Source organism: Rhizobium sp. 05L429, assembly GCF_056397645.1.
Genome location: NZ_JBFTNV010000012.1, coordinates 135353 through 150660, shown reverse-complemented (window position 1 = coordinate 150660; position 15308 = coordinate 135353). Strand labels below are relative to the sequence as shown.

Genomic DNA, 15308 nt, shown 5'->3' with positions numbered 1-15308 from the left:
CATGACCGAAACCAATCCGCGCCTCGCCGACAGGAGCGTCTTTCCTGATCCGGTCTATAAGGAAACGGTGCTGAAGCCGCTCTTCGACGGCGCCAAGACGCATCATGTCGACGGCTTCCGCCGCATCGACCGCGCTCATCTCGTCATGCTGGTCGAAACCGGCATTCTCGACCGCGAGCAGGCGGGCAAGATCGCCGGTGCACTTGAGGCGATCGACCGCGACATCGACCCGGAAAAGCTCGTTTATACCGGAGAGGTGGAAGACTTTTTCTTCCTGATCGAGAAGGAGTTGAAAGCCCGCATCGGTGTTGATATCGCCGGCCGCCTGCATACGGCGCGCTCGCGCAACGATATCGACCATACGCTTTTCAAACTCGGTCTGAAGGAGCGTATCGATGCGCTGATGGTCAAGGCGCGCAAGCTGCTCGACGCGATGATCGCCACGGCTGATTGGGAGAAGGACACTCTGATTGTCGCCTATACACATGGCCAGCCGGCGCAGCCGACCACGTTCGGCCATTATCTGTCGGCCGCAATCGAAGTGCTGATCCGCGATATCGAGCGTTTTGCGGAAGCACGTGAGATCGTCGACCTGAGCCCCATGGGAGCGGCAGCGATCACCACGTCGGGTTTCCCGATCGACCGCGCCCGCGTCGCCGAATTGCTGGGCTTTGCCGCGCCGCTGCGCAATTCCTACAGCTGTATCGCAGCGGTCGATTACACGACGTCGACCTATAGCGCGATCGAGCTGATGTTCCTCCATCTCGGCCGCCTGATCCAGGACTTCCAGTTCTGGACGAGCTTCGAGGTCGGCCAGATCTATGTGCCGAATGCGCTGGTGCAGATCTCTTCGATCATGCCGCAGAAGCGCAATCCGGTGCCGATCGAGCATATGCGCCATCTGGCGAGCCAGACCTTTGGCCGCGCCCGCACCGTGCTCGACGTCATGCACAACACGCCCTTCACCGATATGAACGATAGCGAGGGCGAAACGCAGGGCATGGGCTATGAGGCCTTCCACTCGGCCGGGCGTGTGCTCGACCTGCTGGCCGCCTTCATCTCCCAGATCAGCATCGACCCCGAGCGCGTGGCAAATAATATCCGCCGTTCCTGCATCACCATCACGGAATTGGCGGATTCACTGGTCCGCCTCGAAGGGCTTTCCTTCCGCCAAGCGCACGAGATTGCCGCAACCGTCGCACGTGCCGTGGTCGCCAAGGGTGGTGGTCTTTCGGATGATGGCTACGAGCCCTTCCTCACAGCTTTCGAGGAACTGGCGGGCCGCAAACCCGACATCGACAAGGTGCAGTTTGCCGAGATTGTCTCGCCGGAACATTTCGTTGCCGTTCGTGCCCGCTTCGGCGGTCCCGCACCGGCACCGATGGCGGATGCGCTCGCAGCCTACCAGGAAAAGGCTGCCGCATTCGCCGCAGATGCGCAGGAAAACGCAGCGCGCGAAGCCGCCGCTGCTGAGGAACTTCAAACCAGATTCACGGCATTGATGGGGACCGCCTGATGGCAAATATCGAACTGCAGGGGCTCGTCAAACGCTACGGCAAGCTGGGTGTCGTGCACGGCATCGATCTTGCGATTGCCGACGGTGAATTCGTCGTCTTCGTCGGCCCGTCCGGCTGCGGCAAGTCGACGACGCTGCGCATGATCGCCGGTCTCGAGGATATTTCCGGCGGCACGCTGAAGATCGGCGGCGAGGTGGTCAACGAGCGCGAACCGAAACAACGAAACATCGCCATGGTGTTCCAGAACTACGCCATCTATCCGCATATGAGCGTGCGCCAGAATATCGGCTTCGGTCTCTACACCTCCAAGCTTTCGCAGGCGGATAAGGACAAGCGCATCGACGAGACGGCGCAGATTCTTGGACTGACGGATTATCTCGCCCGTCGTCCGGCCGCACTTTCCGGCGGCCAGCGCCAGCGTGTCGCGATCGGCCGCGCCATGGTGCGCAACCCCTCCGCCTTCCTCTTCGACGAGCCGTTGTCGAATCTCGACGCCCAGCTGCGCACGCAGATGCGCATCGAGATCAAGCGCCTGCACCAGCGGCTCGGCACGACGATCGTCTATGTCACCCACGATCAGGTCGAGGCCATGACCATGGCCGACCGTATCGTCGTCATGAAGGATGGCCACATCCTGCAGGCGGGAACGCCGATGGATATCTACGAGAACCCCGCCGATGTCTTCACCGCGCGCTTCATCGGCAGCCCGTCGATGAACCTTCTGCCGGGCACAGCCGCGGCCGATGGTTTGCGCATCGGGCCGGGCGGTCCGCATCTGATCGGCGTGCGCCCGCATGATCTGGTTATCGGCGAAGGCACGGGCGTCCTTTCGCTCTCGGGCACGGTGACGGCCGTCGAGCCGCTCGGCGCCGAAACGCTGGTGCATTTCGATGTGGCGGGCACGTCCGTGATTGCAACCGCACCCGGTAAGGTGATACCGGCCGTCGGCAGCACCGTGAATGCCCATGCAGCCTCCGGTGCTCTCTATGTTTTCGATGCAAAAACGGAAAAGGCCCTCGGGCGCCAATGACATCTGATAATGACATGCGATCCGCGGTGCTCAGCATCGGCCGGATCTATTGCGACCTGATTTTCACGGGACTGGAGACCATGCCCGTGCTCGGGCGTGAGCTCTTTGCGGATGACCTGCGCATTGCAGCGGGCGGCGGCTCTTTCATCATGGCCRCTTATTCCGCCCATATCGGCCGCAAGACGGCTCTGCTCTCCCGTCTCGGCACCGATGGGCTTTCGAATGKCCTGATCGCGGAACTGGAAGCGAGCGGCGTCGATCTTCGCTTTCTCGACCGGGCGGCTGATGCCGGTCCACAGGTCACCGTCGCGATCAACAATGGCGAGGAGCGGGCCTTTCTGTCCCGTCGTGCCGGCGGCGCTGAACCGGCAACTCTTGGCGAGGCGCTTGCCTGGAGCGAGGCGCGTCACCTGCACATCGCCGAATTTGCCACGTTGGCGGAAATCCCCGGCCTAGTCGCAAAGGCGAGGGAGAACGGCCTCACCGTATCGCTCGATCCGAGCTGGGACGAAACGCTGATCTACCAACATGATTTCCTCGATCGCTGCGAGGGCATCGATCTCTTCCTTCCGAATGTCGAGGAAGCCATTGCCATCACTGGATGCTCCGATCCGGCCGAAGCGCTGGACAGGCTCGCCGCGCGCTTCCCGGCGGTGGCGTTGAAAGCCGGTGCCGGCGGCGCTTATTTCGCTTCCGGCGATGTGCGGCTTCATCAGAATGCCCCCACCGTCAAGGTCGTGGATACGACCGGGGCGGGCGATGCCTTCAACGCCGGTCTCATCCATGCCTGGCTTGGCGGCGCGAGTGCCGATGTTTTCCTGCGTGAGGGCATTGCCACGGGCAGCCTCGCAGTTCAGGCGGCCGGCGGCGCCGCGATCCTGCCCGCGCGTTAGATCTGGGGTACGATGCTGCGGCCCCTCAGGCCGCGGCCCTCTCAGTGAATTGGTGTTGCAACCATAAGTGTTAGGCTTGAATCCGCCCATTCCTAGCACGCTGCTTGCACTGTGAGCGCCATCCGGCTGTTTCCTTACGAATATTTCATGTTTTTCGGCCGCATTTCCGTACCATCATGGGGGCAACGGTAATGTTGGGTTCATCTTCGTTGTGATTATTCTGCCGCGAACAGGCCCAACGCGGCGAAGCATATCTCGAGGATGACATGGACAATCTGGAGGCTGGCAAAGAGACCGGTTCTGTAACCGGGGCGAATGCCGACTTGGCTGCCGTGCTGGCCACCGGACGGCGGAGCAGGGGCCGCCGCTGGCGTGGGCGCCTGATCGTTCTGGTGCTCGTGATTCTGGCCGCCGCAGCTGCAGCCTATTTCTACATGGGCCGCGGCAGCGCCGAAGTCAGCTATACGACGCAGCCGGTCAAGCGCGGCGATCTGACCGTACTTGTCACCGCCACAGGCTCCGTCCAGCCAACCGAACAGGTCGATATATCGAGCGAACTGTCCGGCACGATGCGCGACGTCAATGTCGATTATAACAGCACGGTCAAGGCAGGCGACGTTCTGGCCGTTCTCGACACCAACAAGCTGGAAGCCGACTTGAAGAGCTCGCGCGCGAAGCTCAATTCGGCCAAGGCCAATGTCGTCAAGGCAAATGCCGATCTGCAATCGGCCGCGACCTCGCTCGACCGTCTGAAGAGCCTCGTCAAAAGCAACGTCTCCACGCAGCAGAGCCTCGACGACGCGACCTACAAATATGACTCGGCCGTCGCCGCCAAGGATATAAACGAGGCCGAAGTGCTGGCCTCCGAGGCAGACCTTCAGCTTGCCGAGGTCAACCTTGCCAAGGCGAAGATTGTCTCGCCGATCGACGGCGTGATTCTGACCCGCTCCGTCGATCCGGGCGCGACTGTTGCTGCCTCGCTCTCGGCGCCGGTGCTTTTTACCCTTGCCGGCGATCTCAAGAAGATGGAGCTGCAGGTGGATGTCGATGAAGCCGATGTCGGCCAGATCGCCGTTGGCCAGAAGGCGAGCTTCACGGTCGACGCCTATCCGGATCGCACCTTTCCGGCCGTCATCGAGCAGATCCGTTTCGCCTCCGAAGTCGTCAACAATGTCGTCACCTACAAGGCGGTCCTTTCGGTCGACAATGCCGACCTGCTGCTACGCCCCGGCATGACGGCAACGTCCGACATCACCGTTGAGGCCGTCAAGGATACGCTGATGGTTCCGAATGCCGCCCTTCGTTACGCCCCGCCGCAGATGGAAACGCGTGGCGGCCGTGGGATTTTCAGCTTGCTCCGTCCGCCGCGTCTGCCTCGCAGCGGTGGGGGCGGTGATTCCAAGCTGACCGGGACGCAACGCCGCGTCTGGGTGCTTCGCAACGGCCACCCGGTACCGGTCGTGATCCAGGTCGGTTCTTCCGATGGCCAGTTCACTCAGGTCACCTCGGGCGAGCTTACCGAAAAGGATGCGATCATCACCGATACCGCGGCACGGACAAACTGACGGGAGCCGATGATGGAACGCCCGCCGCTTCTCGAATTCAGGCAAGTCTCGAAAATCTATGGCGAGGGCGCTGMGGCCATCCGCGCGCTCGACCGCGTGGATCTTTCGATCCGAGCGCATGAATTCGTCGCGATCATGGGACCGTCCGGCTCCGGAAAGTCGACGGCGATGAATATCCTCGGCTGCCTCGATGTACCGACATCGGGCGACTATGTCTTCCAGGGCATTTCGACGGGTGGCTTCGATCGCGGCCAGTTGACGCTTCTGCGCCGCCATATGCTGGGCTTCGTCTTCCAGGGCTTCAATCTCCTGTCGCGTACCTCCGCCGTCGAGAACGTCGAACTGCCGCTGATCTATCGCGGCATGGCAGTTGGCGAGCGGCGCAAGCGGGCCAATGAGGCACTTGGCCTCGTTGGTCTGTCGGGCAGGGAGCATCACAAGACGCAGGAACTCTCCGGTGGTCAGCAGCAGCGCGTGGCGATCGCCCGCGCTATCGTCACGGAGCCGGCTTTGCTGCTCGCCGACGAGCCGACCGGCAATCTCGATACCAGGACCAGCATCGAGATCATGGATCTGATGACGCGGCTGAACCGTGAACAGGGTATCACCATCGTTATGGTCACGCATGAGCCCGACATCGCCGCCTATGCGGGACGCCTGCTGCGCTTCGTCGACGGCAAGCTGGAAACCGAGATGGAGCATCGGCGGAGGGCAGAGCATGTTCTTTGAAACGCTGAAGTTGGCACTGCGCGCGATCAGCAGAAATCTGTTGCGCTCCTTCCTCACCGTGCTTGGCGTCGTCATCGGCGTCGCCGCCGTCATCGCGCTCGTCACCATCGGCAATGGTACGACGGCGCAGGTTTCGACCGAGCTTTCGCGCCTCGGCACCAATATGCTCTTCGTGCGTCCCGGTCAGTTCGGCCCTGGCCGCGCCAGTTCCGAGGCCCGGCGCTTCTCGCTGAAGGATGTCGAAGCGATCCGCGATCAGGTTCCTGGGTTGCGGGCGGTGGCGCCGTCCAACCAGTCGACGGCGACCGTTATTTTCGGCGGCCAGAACCATTCGACCACCGTCTACGGTACGACCAACGACTATTTCGTCGCGCAGGACTGGGATCTGGCGCTCGGTCGTGAATTCACGCCGGCCGAAGAGCGCGGTCAGTCGCGCTGCATCATCGGTGAAACCGTGCGTGAGCAACTGTTTGGCGCCTCCGACCCAACCGGCCAGCTGATCCGTGTCGGCAAGGTTTCCTGCCCTGTTATCGGCGTCCTGGCAAAGCGCGGTCAGTCCGGCATGGGCAACGACCAGGACGATGCCGTCATCATGCCGGTCAAGGTGTTCCAGCGCCGCATCAGCGGCAGCTCCAATGTGCCGACGATTCTCATTTCAGCGCGTGACGGCGTCTCGACATCAAAGGTGCAGGCAGATGTCGAGAACCTGCTTCGTGAGCGCCGCAAGATCATCCCCGGCCGCCAGGATGATTTCAACGTCAATGACATGACRCAGATCGCCGAAGCCATGAYAGGCACGACGACGCTGCTGACGGGCCTGCTTGGCGCAGTCGCTGCCGTCAGTCTGCTCGTCGGCGGCATCGGCATCATGAATATCATGCTGGTGTCGGTAACGGAKCGCACCCGCGAGATCGGCATTCGCCTTGCCATCGGCGCGCTTGAAAATCAGGTGCTGACGCAATTCCTCGTCGAAGCCGTCGCCCTGTCGCTGTTTGGCGGTATCGCCGGCATCATGCTCGGCCTGACGCTTGCATACGGTACGGTCAGCTTCCTCAATGTGCCCTTCGTGGTCAGCCCGCTCATCATCTTCATCGCCTTCGTCTTCTCGGCGGCAATCGGCATGATCTTCGGCTTCTTCCCGGCGAGGCGAGCTGCACAGCTCAATCCGATCGAGGCATTGCGCCACGAATAAGTGGCACGATTGGGAGTGTTCTTCTCGCACACCGCATGGCTTTGATATATCAGGAAAACTTGTCTTTAGCACCTAAGCGTGCCAGTATTGATATATCAGACTCGGATTCGCCCGTATGCAGGAATCTCTAAGCCATCTCGCCTACCTAGCCCTGGAGCACGCCATCGTGACGCTGGCTTTGGCACCTGGCGCGCTGGTGACGGAAAAGCAGCTTATCGATCTTGCAGGCCATGGCCGCACGCCGGTACGCGAAGCGATCCAGAAACTTGCCTGGCAGGGTCTGATTGTGGTGAAGCCGCGCGTCGGCCTGCAGGTTGCCGAAATTCACGCTGAAGACCACGCCAATGTCATGCAGGTGCGCCGCAAGCTGGAGCCGGTTGCGGCAGCTCTTGTCGCCGATGCTGCCAATGAGGAGCAGAGAGGACGGCTTGTCACCTGCGCCCGTGCGATGGAAGAATGCGCTGTCCGTGGCGATCTGGCGGGTTTTTTCGCCGCCGACAAAGCCTTTGACGAGATCCTCGAGGATGCTTGCCCGAACAGCTTCATGATCGCCGCGCTGGGGCCGGTCCAGACCCACTCCCGTCGCCTCTGGTATTCGACCGCCAATCCGGATCGCATGGATCGATCCATCTTTCTCCACGTCGCGGTCATCAGGTCCATTCATCAGGGCGAGGTCGAGCAGGCGCGCGAGGCAATGGCCGATTTGATCGATTATCTGAGCCAGAAATAGAAACGGCCCCGTTTCCGGAGCCGTTGCAGTGAAATCTATACCGTGGCCTCAGCCGACGAAGGCCCGTTCGATGACGAATTCTGCGGGCTTGCTGTTGGCGCCTTCGTCAAGGCCGGCCTTCTCCAGAAGCTCCTTCGTGTCCTTCAGCATGGCCGACGAACCGCAGATCATGCCGCGGTCAACAGCCGGATCGATCGGCGGCACGCCGAGATCGGTGAAGAGTTTGCCGGAGGAGATCAGGTCGGTGATGCGGCCGCGATATTCGAAGTCTTCGCGGGTGACGGTCGCATAGTGGCGCAGCTTGTCGCCGACCACTTCCTTGAGGAGCTCGTCGTTCTGGATCTCGTGCACGAGGTCGAAGCCGTATTTCAGCTCGGAAATCTCGCGCGTCGTATGAGTAAGGATGACCTCGTCGAACTTCTCATAGGTTTCCGGATCGCGGATGAGGCTCGCAAAAGGTGCGATGCCGGTGCCGGTGGAGAACATGTAAAGGCGCTTGCCCGGGGTCAGCGCATCGAGAACCAGCGTACCCGTCGGCTTTTTGCGCATCAGCACCTGGTCGCCCGGCTTGATGAGCTGCAGATGCGAAGTCAGCGGACCGTCCGGCACCTTGATGGAAAAGAATTCCAGCTCTTCGGCCCAGGCGGGGCTCGCGATCGAGTAGGCGCGGAAGACCGGTTTGCCGTCGACCATGAGGCCGATCATCGCGAACTCGCCAGAACGGAAACGGAAGCCATCCGGCCGGGTCATCGTGAAGCGGAAAAGCCGGTCGGTGTAATGCGTCACACTCAGCACCGTCTCGGCATAGACGCCGGCAGGGATAGCGGAAGCGAATTCTTCGGTCTTTGCAGGAGCGTTCATTTCGATATCGGGCTCGTCGTTCGCAGGATAATCATCGGCATGCGAGGCAGATATTACAAAACCCCGCTAAATTAAAGGCAATCCATTCCATCGCATGGCTGGGGAGCGAAATATGCATGTCACGGTCAGGATTCACCGCCTGTGGCGAACTGTCGCTTTTGCGCTGGCTAAGCTATTCAAAGGATGCATATTAGGCAAAAAACGACGCCCGCCGCGGCGCKGGCGCGACAGGTAGTACGGGGGAACATGAAGATTTTCAATTACAAGCGCGTTCCTTACGCGGAAATGCGCGCATTTTCCGTCCATATCCTGACGGCCTCCGGTTCTTTTCTGGCATTTCTCGGTGTAGTCGCCGCCGCCGAGCACCGTTTCGTCGACATGTTCTGGTGGCTGGGGCTTGCGCTCCTGGTCGATGGTATCGACGGGCCGATCGCCCGCAAGGTGCGTGTCAAGGAAGTCCTGCCCAACTGGTCGGGCGATACGCTCGACAATATCATCGACTACGTGACCTATGTGCTGCTGCCGGCCTTCGCGCTCTATCAGAGCGGCATGATCGGCGAGCCCTGGTCTTTTGCCGCCGCCGGCATGATCGTCGTGTCGAGCGCCATCTATTACGCCGATATGGGCATGAAGACAGAGGAGTATTTCTTCTCCGGGTTCCCCGTCGTCTGGAACATGGTGGTCTTCACACTCTTCGTGATGCATGCGAGCGAGACGACGGCCTTTATCGTCGTCACCGTTTCCGTGATCCTGACCTTTTTGCCGATCAATTTCCTGCATCCCGTGCGCGTCCAGCGCCTGCGCCCACTGAACCTCGGCATCTTTCTCCTGTGGTCGGCGCTTGGCGCCTATTCGCTGCTGATGCATTTCGACATGCCGCAATGGGCGGTCGTTCTCTTCATCGTGAGCGGCATCTACCTTTACGTCATCGGTGGGGTGCTCCAATTCTTCCCGGCGCTTGGACGCAAGTGAGGTAAGCAGCATGGCAAAGACGAAGGCGGTTTCTTTTTCCAGAAACGGTGGCCCTGAGGTTTTCGACTATGTCGATATCGATCTGCCGCCGCCTTCTGAGGGTCAGGTGCAGATCCGCCAGGATGCCATCGGCCTGAATTTCATCGACGTCTATTTTCGCGACGGCACCTATAAGGCACCACATCTGCCCTTCGTGACCGGCAAGGAGGGCGCCGGCGTTGTCACCGCCACTGGCCCTGKCGCCAGCGATTTCGCCGTCGGCGACCGCGTCGCCTACGCCAGTGCCGATGGCGCCTATAGTGCCGAACGCAATATTGAGACGAAACATCTGGTAAAGGTGCCCGACGGCATCAGCCTGGAAACGGCGGCTGCCATGATGCTGAAGGGTATGACGGCCGAGTATCTCCTGAACCGCACCTTCAAGGTCGGCCCCCAGACCGTTCTGCTGTTTCATGCCGCAGCCGGAGGCGTCGGCTTGATTGCCGGCCAGTGGGCAAAAGCGCTCGGGGCAACTGTCATCGGCACGGCAGGCTCCGCCGACAAAGTCCAGCTGGCCCTCGACCACGGCTACGACCATGTCATCAACTACAAGACCGAGAACTTCGCCGAGCGCGTGCGGGAAATCACCGGCGGCAAGGGTGTCGACGTGGTCTATGACTCGATCGGCCGCGATACTTTCCCGCAATCGCTGGATTGTCTGAAGCCGCGAGGTCTCTTTGCATCCTTCGGCCAATCCTCTGGCGCGATTGAGAACTTTACGATGGCGCATCTCGCCCAAAGGGGCTCGCTCTATGCCACGCGCCCGACGCTCTTCACCTATATTGCCACGCCTCGGGAACTCACCGATTGTGCAAACAATCTATTTGATGTTGTGCAGGGCAACAAAGTGCGTATCAATATCAACCAAACCTATCCGCTGCGTGAGGTTGGGCGGGCCCACACGGATCTGGAAACAAGAAAAACAACCGGAACGACACTGCTGATTCCATGAGATCCAAACGGACCGATCGGCAGAAGAAATGAGGGGAACGTGTCGCCATTGAATGTGCCGGCTTCCGGTGCGTTGTTATCGGTCCAGAAGCTCACGAAATTCTTCGGTAGCTTTGCCGCATGCAATGAAATCGATCTCGATATAGCGCCGGGCGAGATTCATGCGCTTCTCGGCGAAAATGGCGCAGGCAAATCCACACTCGTCAAAATGCTCTTCGGCGTTCTGGAGCCGACGGACGGGCAGATCCTCTGGGAGGGCAGGCCGGTCACGATCACCTCGCCGGGCGAGGCCCGCAAGCTTGGCATCGGTATGGTCTTCCAGCATTTCTCGCTGTTCGAGGCGCTGACTGTTGCCGAAAACATCGCGCTTTCTCTCGACGACAGCATTCCGATCGGCAGGATCGCCGAGGAGGCGAGGGCGCTGTCTGAGGCCTATGGCCTGCCGCTCGACCCGCATGCGCATGTCGCCGATCTCTCGGTCGGTGAGCGCCAGCGCATTGAAATCGTCCGCGCGCTGCTGCAGAACCCGAAGCTCATCATCCTGGACGAGCCGACATCGGTGCTGACGCCGCAGGAGGCCGACAAGCTCTTCGAAACCCTCTTCAAGCTGCGAGCCGAGGGTCGCTCCGTTCTCTATATCAGCCATCGCCTGGAAGAGGTGCAGCGCATCTGCGATCGCGCCACCGTGCTCCGCCACGGCCGCGTGACCGGTGCTTGCGATCCCAAGCAGGAGACGCCCGCCTCTCTCGCCCGCATGATGGTCGRCAGCGAGGTTGCTGCCGTTACTCATCCCGAGCGCAACGACAAGGGCGAGGTGCAGCTTGCCGTCTCGAACCTCTCCGTCGGCGCGCGGACACCGTTTGCCATGCCGCTACGCAATGTCTCTCTGGCCGTTTGCTCGGGAGAAATCCTCGCAATCGCCGGTGTGGCCGGCAATGGACAAAGCGAGCTTTTCGATGCGCTGTCAGGCGAATATCCAGTCTCGTCTGCCGAAGCGATCATTATTAGAAAGAAACCCGTCGGTACTCAGGGCATCACCGCCCGCCGGCTGCTCGGCGCCGGCTTCGTGCCCGAGGAGCGGCACGGACATGCGGCCGTCTCCGCCATGAAGCTCTCCGACAACCTGGTACTGGCCCGCAGCCAGTCGGACCGCAAAGCCTTCCTCGGTCTCCTCGGCATCATCCGCCACGGCGCGGTGAAATCTGCCGCCCGGCGCATTTCGGAGGTCATGGATGTCCGCAAGAGCGGCGATGATCCCGCCGCAGGTTCGCTCTCCGGCGGCAATCTGCAGAAATTCATCGTCGGCCGCGAGCTTGATCGCCAACCGGCTGTCCTCGTCGTCAACCAGCCGACATGGGGCGTGGACGCAGGTGCCGCAAGCCGTATTCGCCAGGCTCTCGTCGATCTTGCAAAAGCCGGTTCTGCTGTCGTCGTCATCAGCCAGGATCTCGACGAGATCTTCGAGGTGGCGACCGACATCGCCGTCATTTCCGAGGGACGTCTTTCCAAGCCCTATCCGGCCGGTGACCTGACGCGCGAAAAGATCGGTCTGCTGATGGGCGGCCTGCATGAAAACACGCATGGCGCGGAGGCTGCTCATGCGCATTGAGCTTGAAAAGCGCCCGCAGGTCTCGAAACTCTATGCCTTCGTTTCACCGCTTCTCGCTCTCGTACTGACGCTGATATTTGGCGCCATCATGTTCGCCATGCTCGGCAAGGATCCGCTCGAGGCGCTTGACGCCTTCTTTCTCGAGCCGCTTCTGGAAGTCTGGTCGCTGCACGAACTGGCGATCAAGGCTGCCCCGCTGATCCTGATCGCCGTCGGCCTTGCCGTCTGTTATCGCTCCAACAATTGGAACATCGGCGCCGAAGGCCAATTCACCATCGGCGCGATCACCGGCTCCTATATCCCGATCGTCTTCTACGATTGGCATTCGCCGTTTGTGCTGCCGCTGATGCTGATCCTGGGCGCGCTCGGCGGCGCCCTGTTTGCCGCCATTCCGGCGCTGTTGAAGGCCCATTTCAATACCAACGAGATCCTGACGTCGCTGATGCTGGTCTATATCGCCCAGCTTTATCTCGATTGGCTGATACGCGGCGCATGGCGTGATCCGAAGGGGTTCAATTTCCCTGTTTCCCGCGACTTTGCGCCGGAAGCGATCGTGCCGGCGATATGGGAGGAATCGGGACGCGCCCATTGGGGTTTCATCTTCGCCATCGTCGCGGCCGTCCTCGTCTGGTTCATGATGCGCTTCACGCTGAAGGGTTTCGAAGTCGTCGTGCTTGGCCAGTCGGAACGGGCAGGGCGTTTTGCAGGCTTCTCGTCGAAGAGGATGATCTGGTTCAGCTTCCTCTTCTCCGGCGCGTTGGCCGGCCTTGCCGGCATTTGCGAAGTCTCGGGCTCGATCGGTCACCTGCAGCCTGCGATCTCGCCGGGCTACGGTTTCACCGCCATCATCGTCGCCTTTCTCGGCCGTCTCAATCCGCTTGGCGTCGTCGCTTCGGGGCTGGTGCTGGCACTGACCTATCTCGGGGGCGAGGCCGCACAGCTTTCGATCGGCGTCTCGGACAAGGTCACCCGCGTTTTCCAGGGACTGATCCTCTTCTTCGTGCTCTCCTGCGATACGCTGATCTATTACAAAATTCGCATCATCTGGTCGCGGGTGAAGGGTAGCGCGGCATGAGCATCTTCGAAGCCATTCTTCTGACCGTCATCACGGCCTCGACACCGCTCGTCATCGCAGCACTCGGCGAACTGGTGACGGAGCGCTCCGGCGTCCTCAACCTCGGCGTCGAGGGCATGATGATCATGGGCGCGGTCGCCGCTTTCGCCGGCGCGCAGATGTCGGGATCGCCCTATGTCGGAATCATCTGCGGGATTGTCGCCGGCGCGCTTTTCTCGCTGCTTTTTGCCTTTCTGACACTGACGCTGGTGGCAAACCAGGTGGCAACCGGTCTCGCACTCACCCTTCTCGGTCTCGGTCTATCCGGCCAGTTGGGCGAGGCCTATGTCAGCGTGCAGGGTATCCGGCTGGAGGAGATCGTGGTTCCCATCCTGTCCGATATTCYGGTCATCGGCCCGGTTCTCTTCAAGCAGGATTTCATCTTCTACCTGTCGATCGCGCTGGTTTTCGGCGTGAGCTGGTTCCTGTTCCGTAGCCGTGCCGGCCTCAAGCTTCGGGCGATCGGCGACAGTCATGGTTCCGCCCATGCGCTTGGCATTCACGTCATTCGCACGCGCTATCTGGCAGTCATGTTCGGCGGCGCCTGCGCTGGTCTTGCCGGTGCGCAGCTCTCGCTGGTCTATACGCCGCAATGGGCGGAGAACATGTCGGCCGGTMGCGGCTGGATTACCCTTGCGCTCGTCGTTTTCGCCTCCTGGCGCCCGTGGCGGGTCTTTGCCGGCGGCTACCTGTTCGGAGCGGTCACGATCCTGCAGCTTCATGCGCAGGCCTTTGGTCTCGGCATTCCCTCGCAGTTTCTCTCGATGCTGCCCTATGCCGCGACTATTGTGGTTCTGATCATCATTTCTCATAATCGGCGCACGACGTTGATCAACACGCCCGCTTCGCTTGGAAAAGCCTTCGTACCGGAGCGATAGAACAAGAACATAGAGACGGGTTTCCGGAAAATCTTCAAACCAACAGGGGTCATCATGAAGAAGTTCGCACTCACACTTGCCGCATCGGCTGCCGCTGTCATCGGCATATCCTCGGCCGCCGAAGCAGCGGACAAGACGAAGGTCTGCTTCGTCTATGTCGGTTCGCACACCGACGGCGGTTATTCGCAGGCACACGATCTCGGCCGCCAGCAGGTTCAGGCCGAATTCGGCGACAAGATCGATACGCCTTACCTCGAAAACGTTCCGGAAGGCCCGGATGCCGAGCGCGCCATCGAGCGCCTTGCCCGCTCCGGCTGCAAGCTGATCTTCACGACGTCCTTCGGCTTCATGGACGCTACGGTCAAGGTTGCTGCCAAGTTCCCGGACGTCAAGTTCGAGCACGGCACCGGTTACAAGGCCGGCCCGAATCTCGCGACCTACAACTCGCGCTTCTATGAAGGCCGCTACATCCTCGGCCAGATCGCCGCCAGGACCTCGAAGAACCACGGCGCTGCCTACATCGCTTCCTTCCCGATTCCCGAAGTCGTGATGGGCATCAACTCCTTCGAACAGGGCGCCAAGTCGATCGATCCGAGCTTCAAGCTGAAGGTCATCTGGGTCAACACCTGGTTCGATCCAGGCAAGGAAGCCGACGCTGCCAAGGCCATGATCGACCAGGGCGTCGACGTGCTGACGCAGCACACCGACACGACCGCGCCGATGCAGGTTGCCGAAGAGCGTGGCATCCACGCTTTTGGTCAGGCATCCGACATGATCGCAGCCGGCCCGAAGGCGCAGCTGACGGCAATCGTCGACACCTGGGGTAACTACTACTCCAAGCGCATCCATGCGCTTCTGGACGGCACCTGGAAGTCCGAGCAGAGCTGGGACGGCCTAAAGGACGGCATCCTCAAGATGGCGCCCTACACCAACATGCCTGACGATGTGAAGAAGATGGCTGAGGAAACCGAAGCCAAGATCAAATCCGGCGAACTGCACCCCTTCACTGGCCCGATCAACAAGCAGGACGGTACGCCCTGGCTGAAGGCCGGCGAAAAGGCGGATGACGGCACGCTGCTCGGCATGAACTTCTACATCGAGGGCGTCGACGACAAGCTGCCGGCGCAATAACAAAACTGCAATTCGCAGTTGCGAAAGGCGCTCCTCCCGGGGGCGCCTTTTTTGCTGCGGTGCATACCAAAATGCTCATTTACAAAAGTAATACTAT

At 60.7% G+C, this 15308-nt stretch carries 14 protein-coding genes; 13 read left to right on the top strand and 1 reads right to left on the bottom strand.

Features of this window, described 5'->3' with window-relative positions; all coding sequences use genetic code 11:
* Position 1: 1 nt before the first annotated feature.
* From argH to AC1DNW_RS15185, 7 genes are all read left to right on the top strand, one after another.
* Positions 2 to 1516 carry an argininosuccinate lyase gene (argH, locus tag AC1DNW_RS15215; RefSeq protein ID WP_113310122.1) on the top strand — a complete coding sequence of 505 codons (1515 nt, stop codon included), beginning with the start codon at positions 2 to 4 and terminating at the stop codon, positions 1514 to 1516.
* Positions 1516 to 2547 (top strand): sn-glycerol-3-phosphate ABC transporter ATP-binding protein UgpC, encoded by a 1032-nt coding sequence (locus AC1DNW_RS15210; protein ID WP_113310121.1) that lies wholly within the window; start codon positions 1516 to 1518, stop codon positions 2545 to 2547. The genes argH and AC1DNW_RS15210 overlap by 1 nt, the downstream gene beginning before the upstream one ends.
* Positions 2544 to 3440, top strand: a complete 897-nt coding sequence (locus AC1DNW_RS15205; protein WP_477853354.1) for a carbohydrate kinase family protein — start codon at positions 2544 to 2546, stop codon at positions 3438 to 3440. The genes AC1DNW_RS15210 and AC1DNW_RS15205 overlap by 4 nt, the downstream gene beginning before the upstream one ends.
* Before the next feature lie 266 nt (positions 3441 to 3706).
* Positions 3707 to 5005, top strand: a complete 1299-nt coding sequence (locus AC1DNW_RS15200; protein ID WP_113310119.1) for an efflux RND transporter periplasmic adaptor subunit — start codon at positions 3707 to 3709, stop codon at positions 5003 to 5005.
* Positions 5006 to 5017: 12 nt separating this feature from the next.
* On the top strand, positions 5018 to 5734 hold the full coding sequence (locus AC1DNW_RS15195; protein ID WP_477853387.1) for an ABC transporter ATP-binding protein: 717 nt from the start codon (positions 5018 to 5020) through the stop codon (positions 5732 to 5734).
* Positions 5724 to 6926: an ABC transporter permease gene (locus AC1DNW_RS15190; protein WP_477853352.1), complete on the top strand. Its 1203-nt coding sequence runs from the start codon at positions 5724 to 5726 to the stop codon at positions 6924 to 6926. The genes AC1DNW_RS15195 and AC1DNW_RS15190 overlap by 11 nt, the downstream gene beginning before the upstream one ends.
* A 115-nt stretch (positions 6927 to 7041) precedes the next feature.
* Positions 7042 to 7656 carry a GntR family transcriptional regulator gene (locus tag AC1DNW_RS15185; protein WP_113310116.1) on the top strand — a complete coding sequence of 205 codons (615 nt, stop codon included), beginning with the start codon at positions 7042 to 7044 and terminating at the stop codon, positions 7654 to 7656.
* Positions 7657 to 7704: 48 nt separating this feature from the next.
* Here AC1DNW_RS15185 and AC1DNW_RS15180 read toward each other — a convergent pair whose 3' ends face one another.
* Positions 7705 to 8517 carry a ferredoxin--NADP reductase gene (locus AC1DNW_RS15180; RefSeq protein WP_113295575.1) on the bottom strand — a complete coding sequence of 271 codons (813 nt, stop codon included), beginning with the start codon at positions 8515 to 8517 and terminating at the stop codon, positions 7705 to 7707.
* A 246-nt stretch (positions 8518 to 8763) separates the two neighbouring features.
* Here AC1DNW_RS15180 and pcsA point away from each other — a divergent pair, with 246 nt between their 5' ends.
* Genes pcsA through AC1DNW_RS15150 form a run of 6 tightly spaced genes read left to right on the top strand, consistent with a single transcriptional unit; the run spans position 8764 to position 15211 of the window.
* The gene (pcsA, locus tag AC1DNW_RS15175; RefSeq protein ID WP_113310115.1) at positions 8764 to 9489 is read left to right on the top strand and encodes a phosphatidylcholine synthase; all 726 of its coding nucleotides are present in this window, start codon (positions 8764 to 8766) and stop codon (positions 9487 to 9489) included.
* A gap of 10 nt (positions 9490 to 9499) precedes the next feature.
* Positions 9500 to 10480: a quinone oxidoreductase family protein gene (locus tag AC1DNW_RS15170; RefSeq protein WP_477853351.1), complete on the top strand. Its 981-nt coding sequence runs from the start codon at positions 9500 to 9502 to the stop codon at positions 10478 to 10480.
* A 39-nt stretch (positions 10481 to 10519) separates the two neighbouring features.
* A complete protein-coding gene (locus AC1DNW_RS15165) occupies positions 10520 to 12088 on the top strand; it encodes an ABC transporter ATP-binding protein (protein ID WP_477853349.1) in 1569 nt (522 codons plus the stop codon).
* Complete coding sequence (locus AC1DNW_RS15160; protein WP_477853348.1) at positions 12078 to 13163, top strand: ABC transporter permease; 1086 nt, start codon at positions 12078 to 12080, stop codon at positions 13161 to 13163. The genes AC1DNW_RS15165 and AC1DNW_RS15160 overlap by 11 nt, the downstream gene beginning before the upstream one ends.
* Positions 13160 to 14080, top strand: a complete 921-nt coding sequence (locus tag AC1DNW_RS15155) for an ABC transporter permease (protein WP_477853346.1) — start codon at positions 13160 to 13162, stop codon at positions 14078 to 14080. The genes AC1DNW_RS15160 and AC1DNW_RS15155 overlap by 4 nt, the downstream gene beginning before the upstream one ends.
* 54 nt (positions 14081 to 14134) lie before the next feature.
* Positions 14135 to 15211, top strand: a complete 1077-nt coding sequence (locus AC1DNW_RS15150) for a BMP family ABC transporter substrate-binding protein (RefSeq protein WP_113310111.1) — start codon at positions 14135 to 14137, stop codon at positions 15209 to 15211.
* Positions 15212 to 15308: the final 97 nt, after the last annotated feature.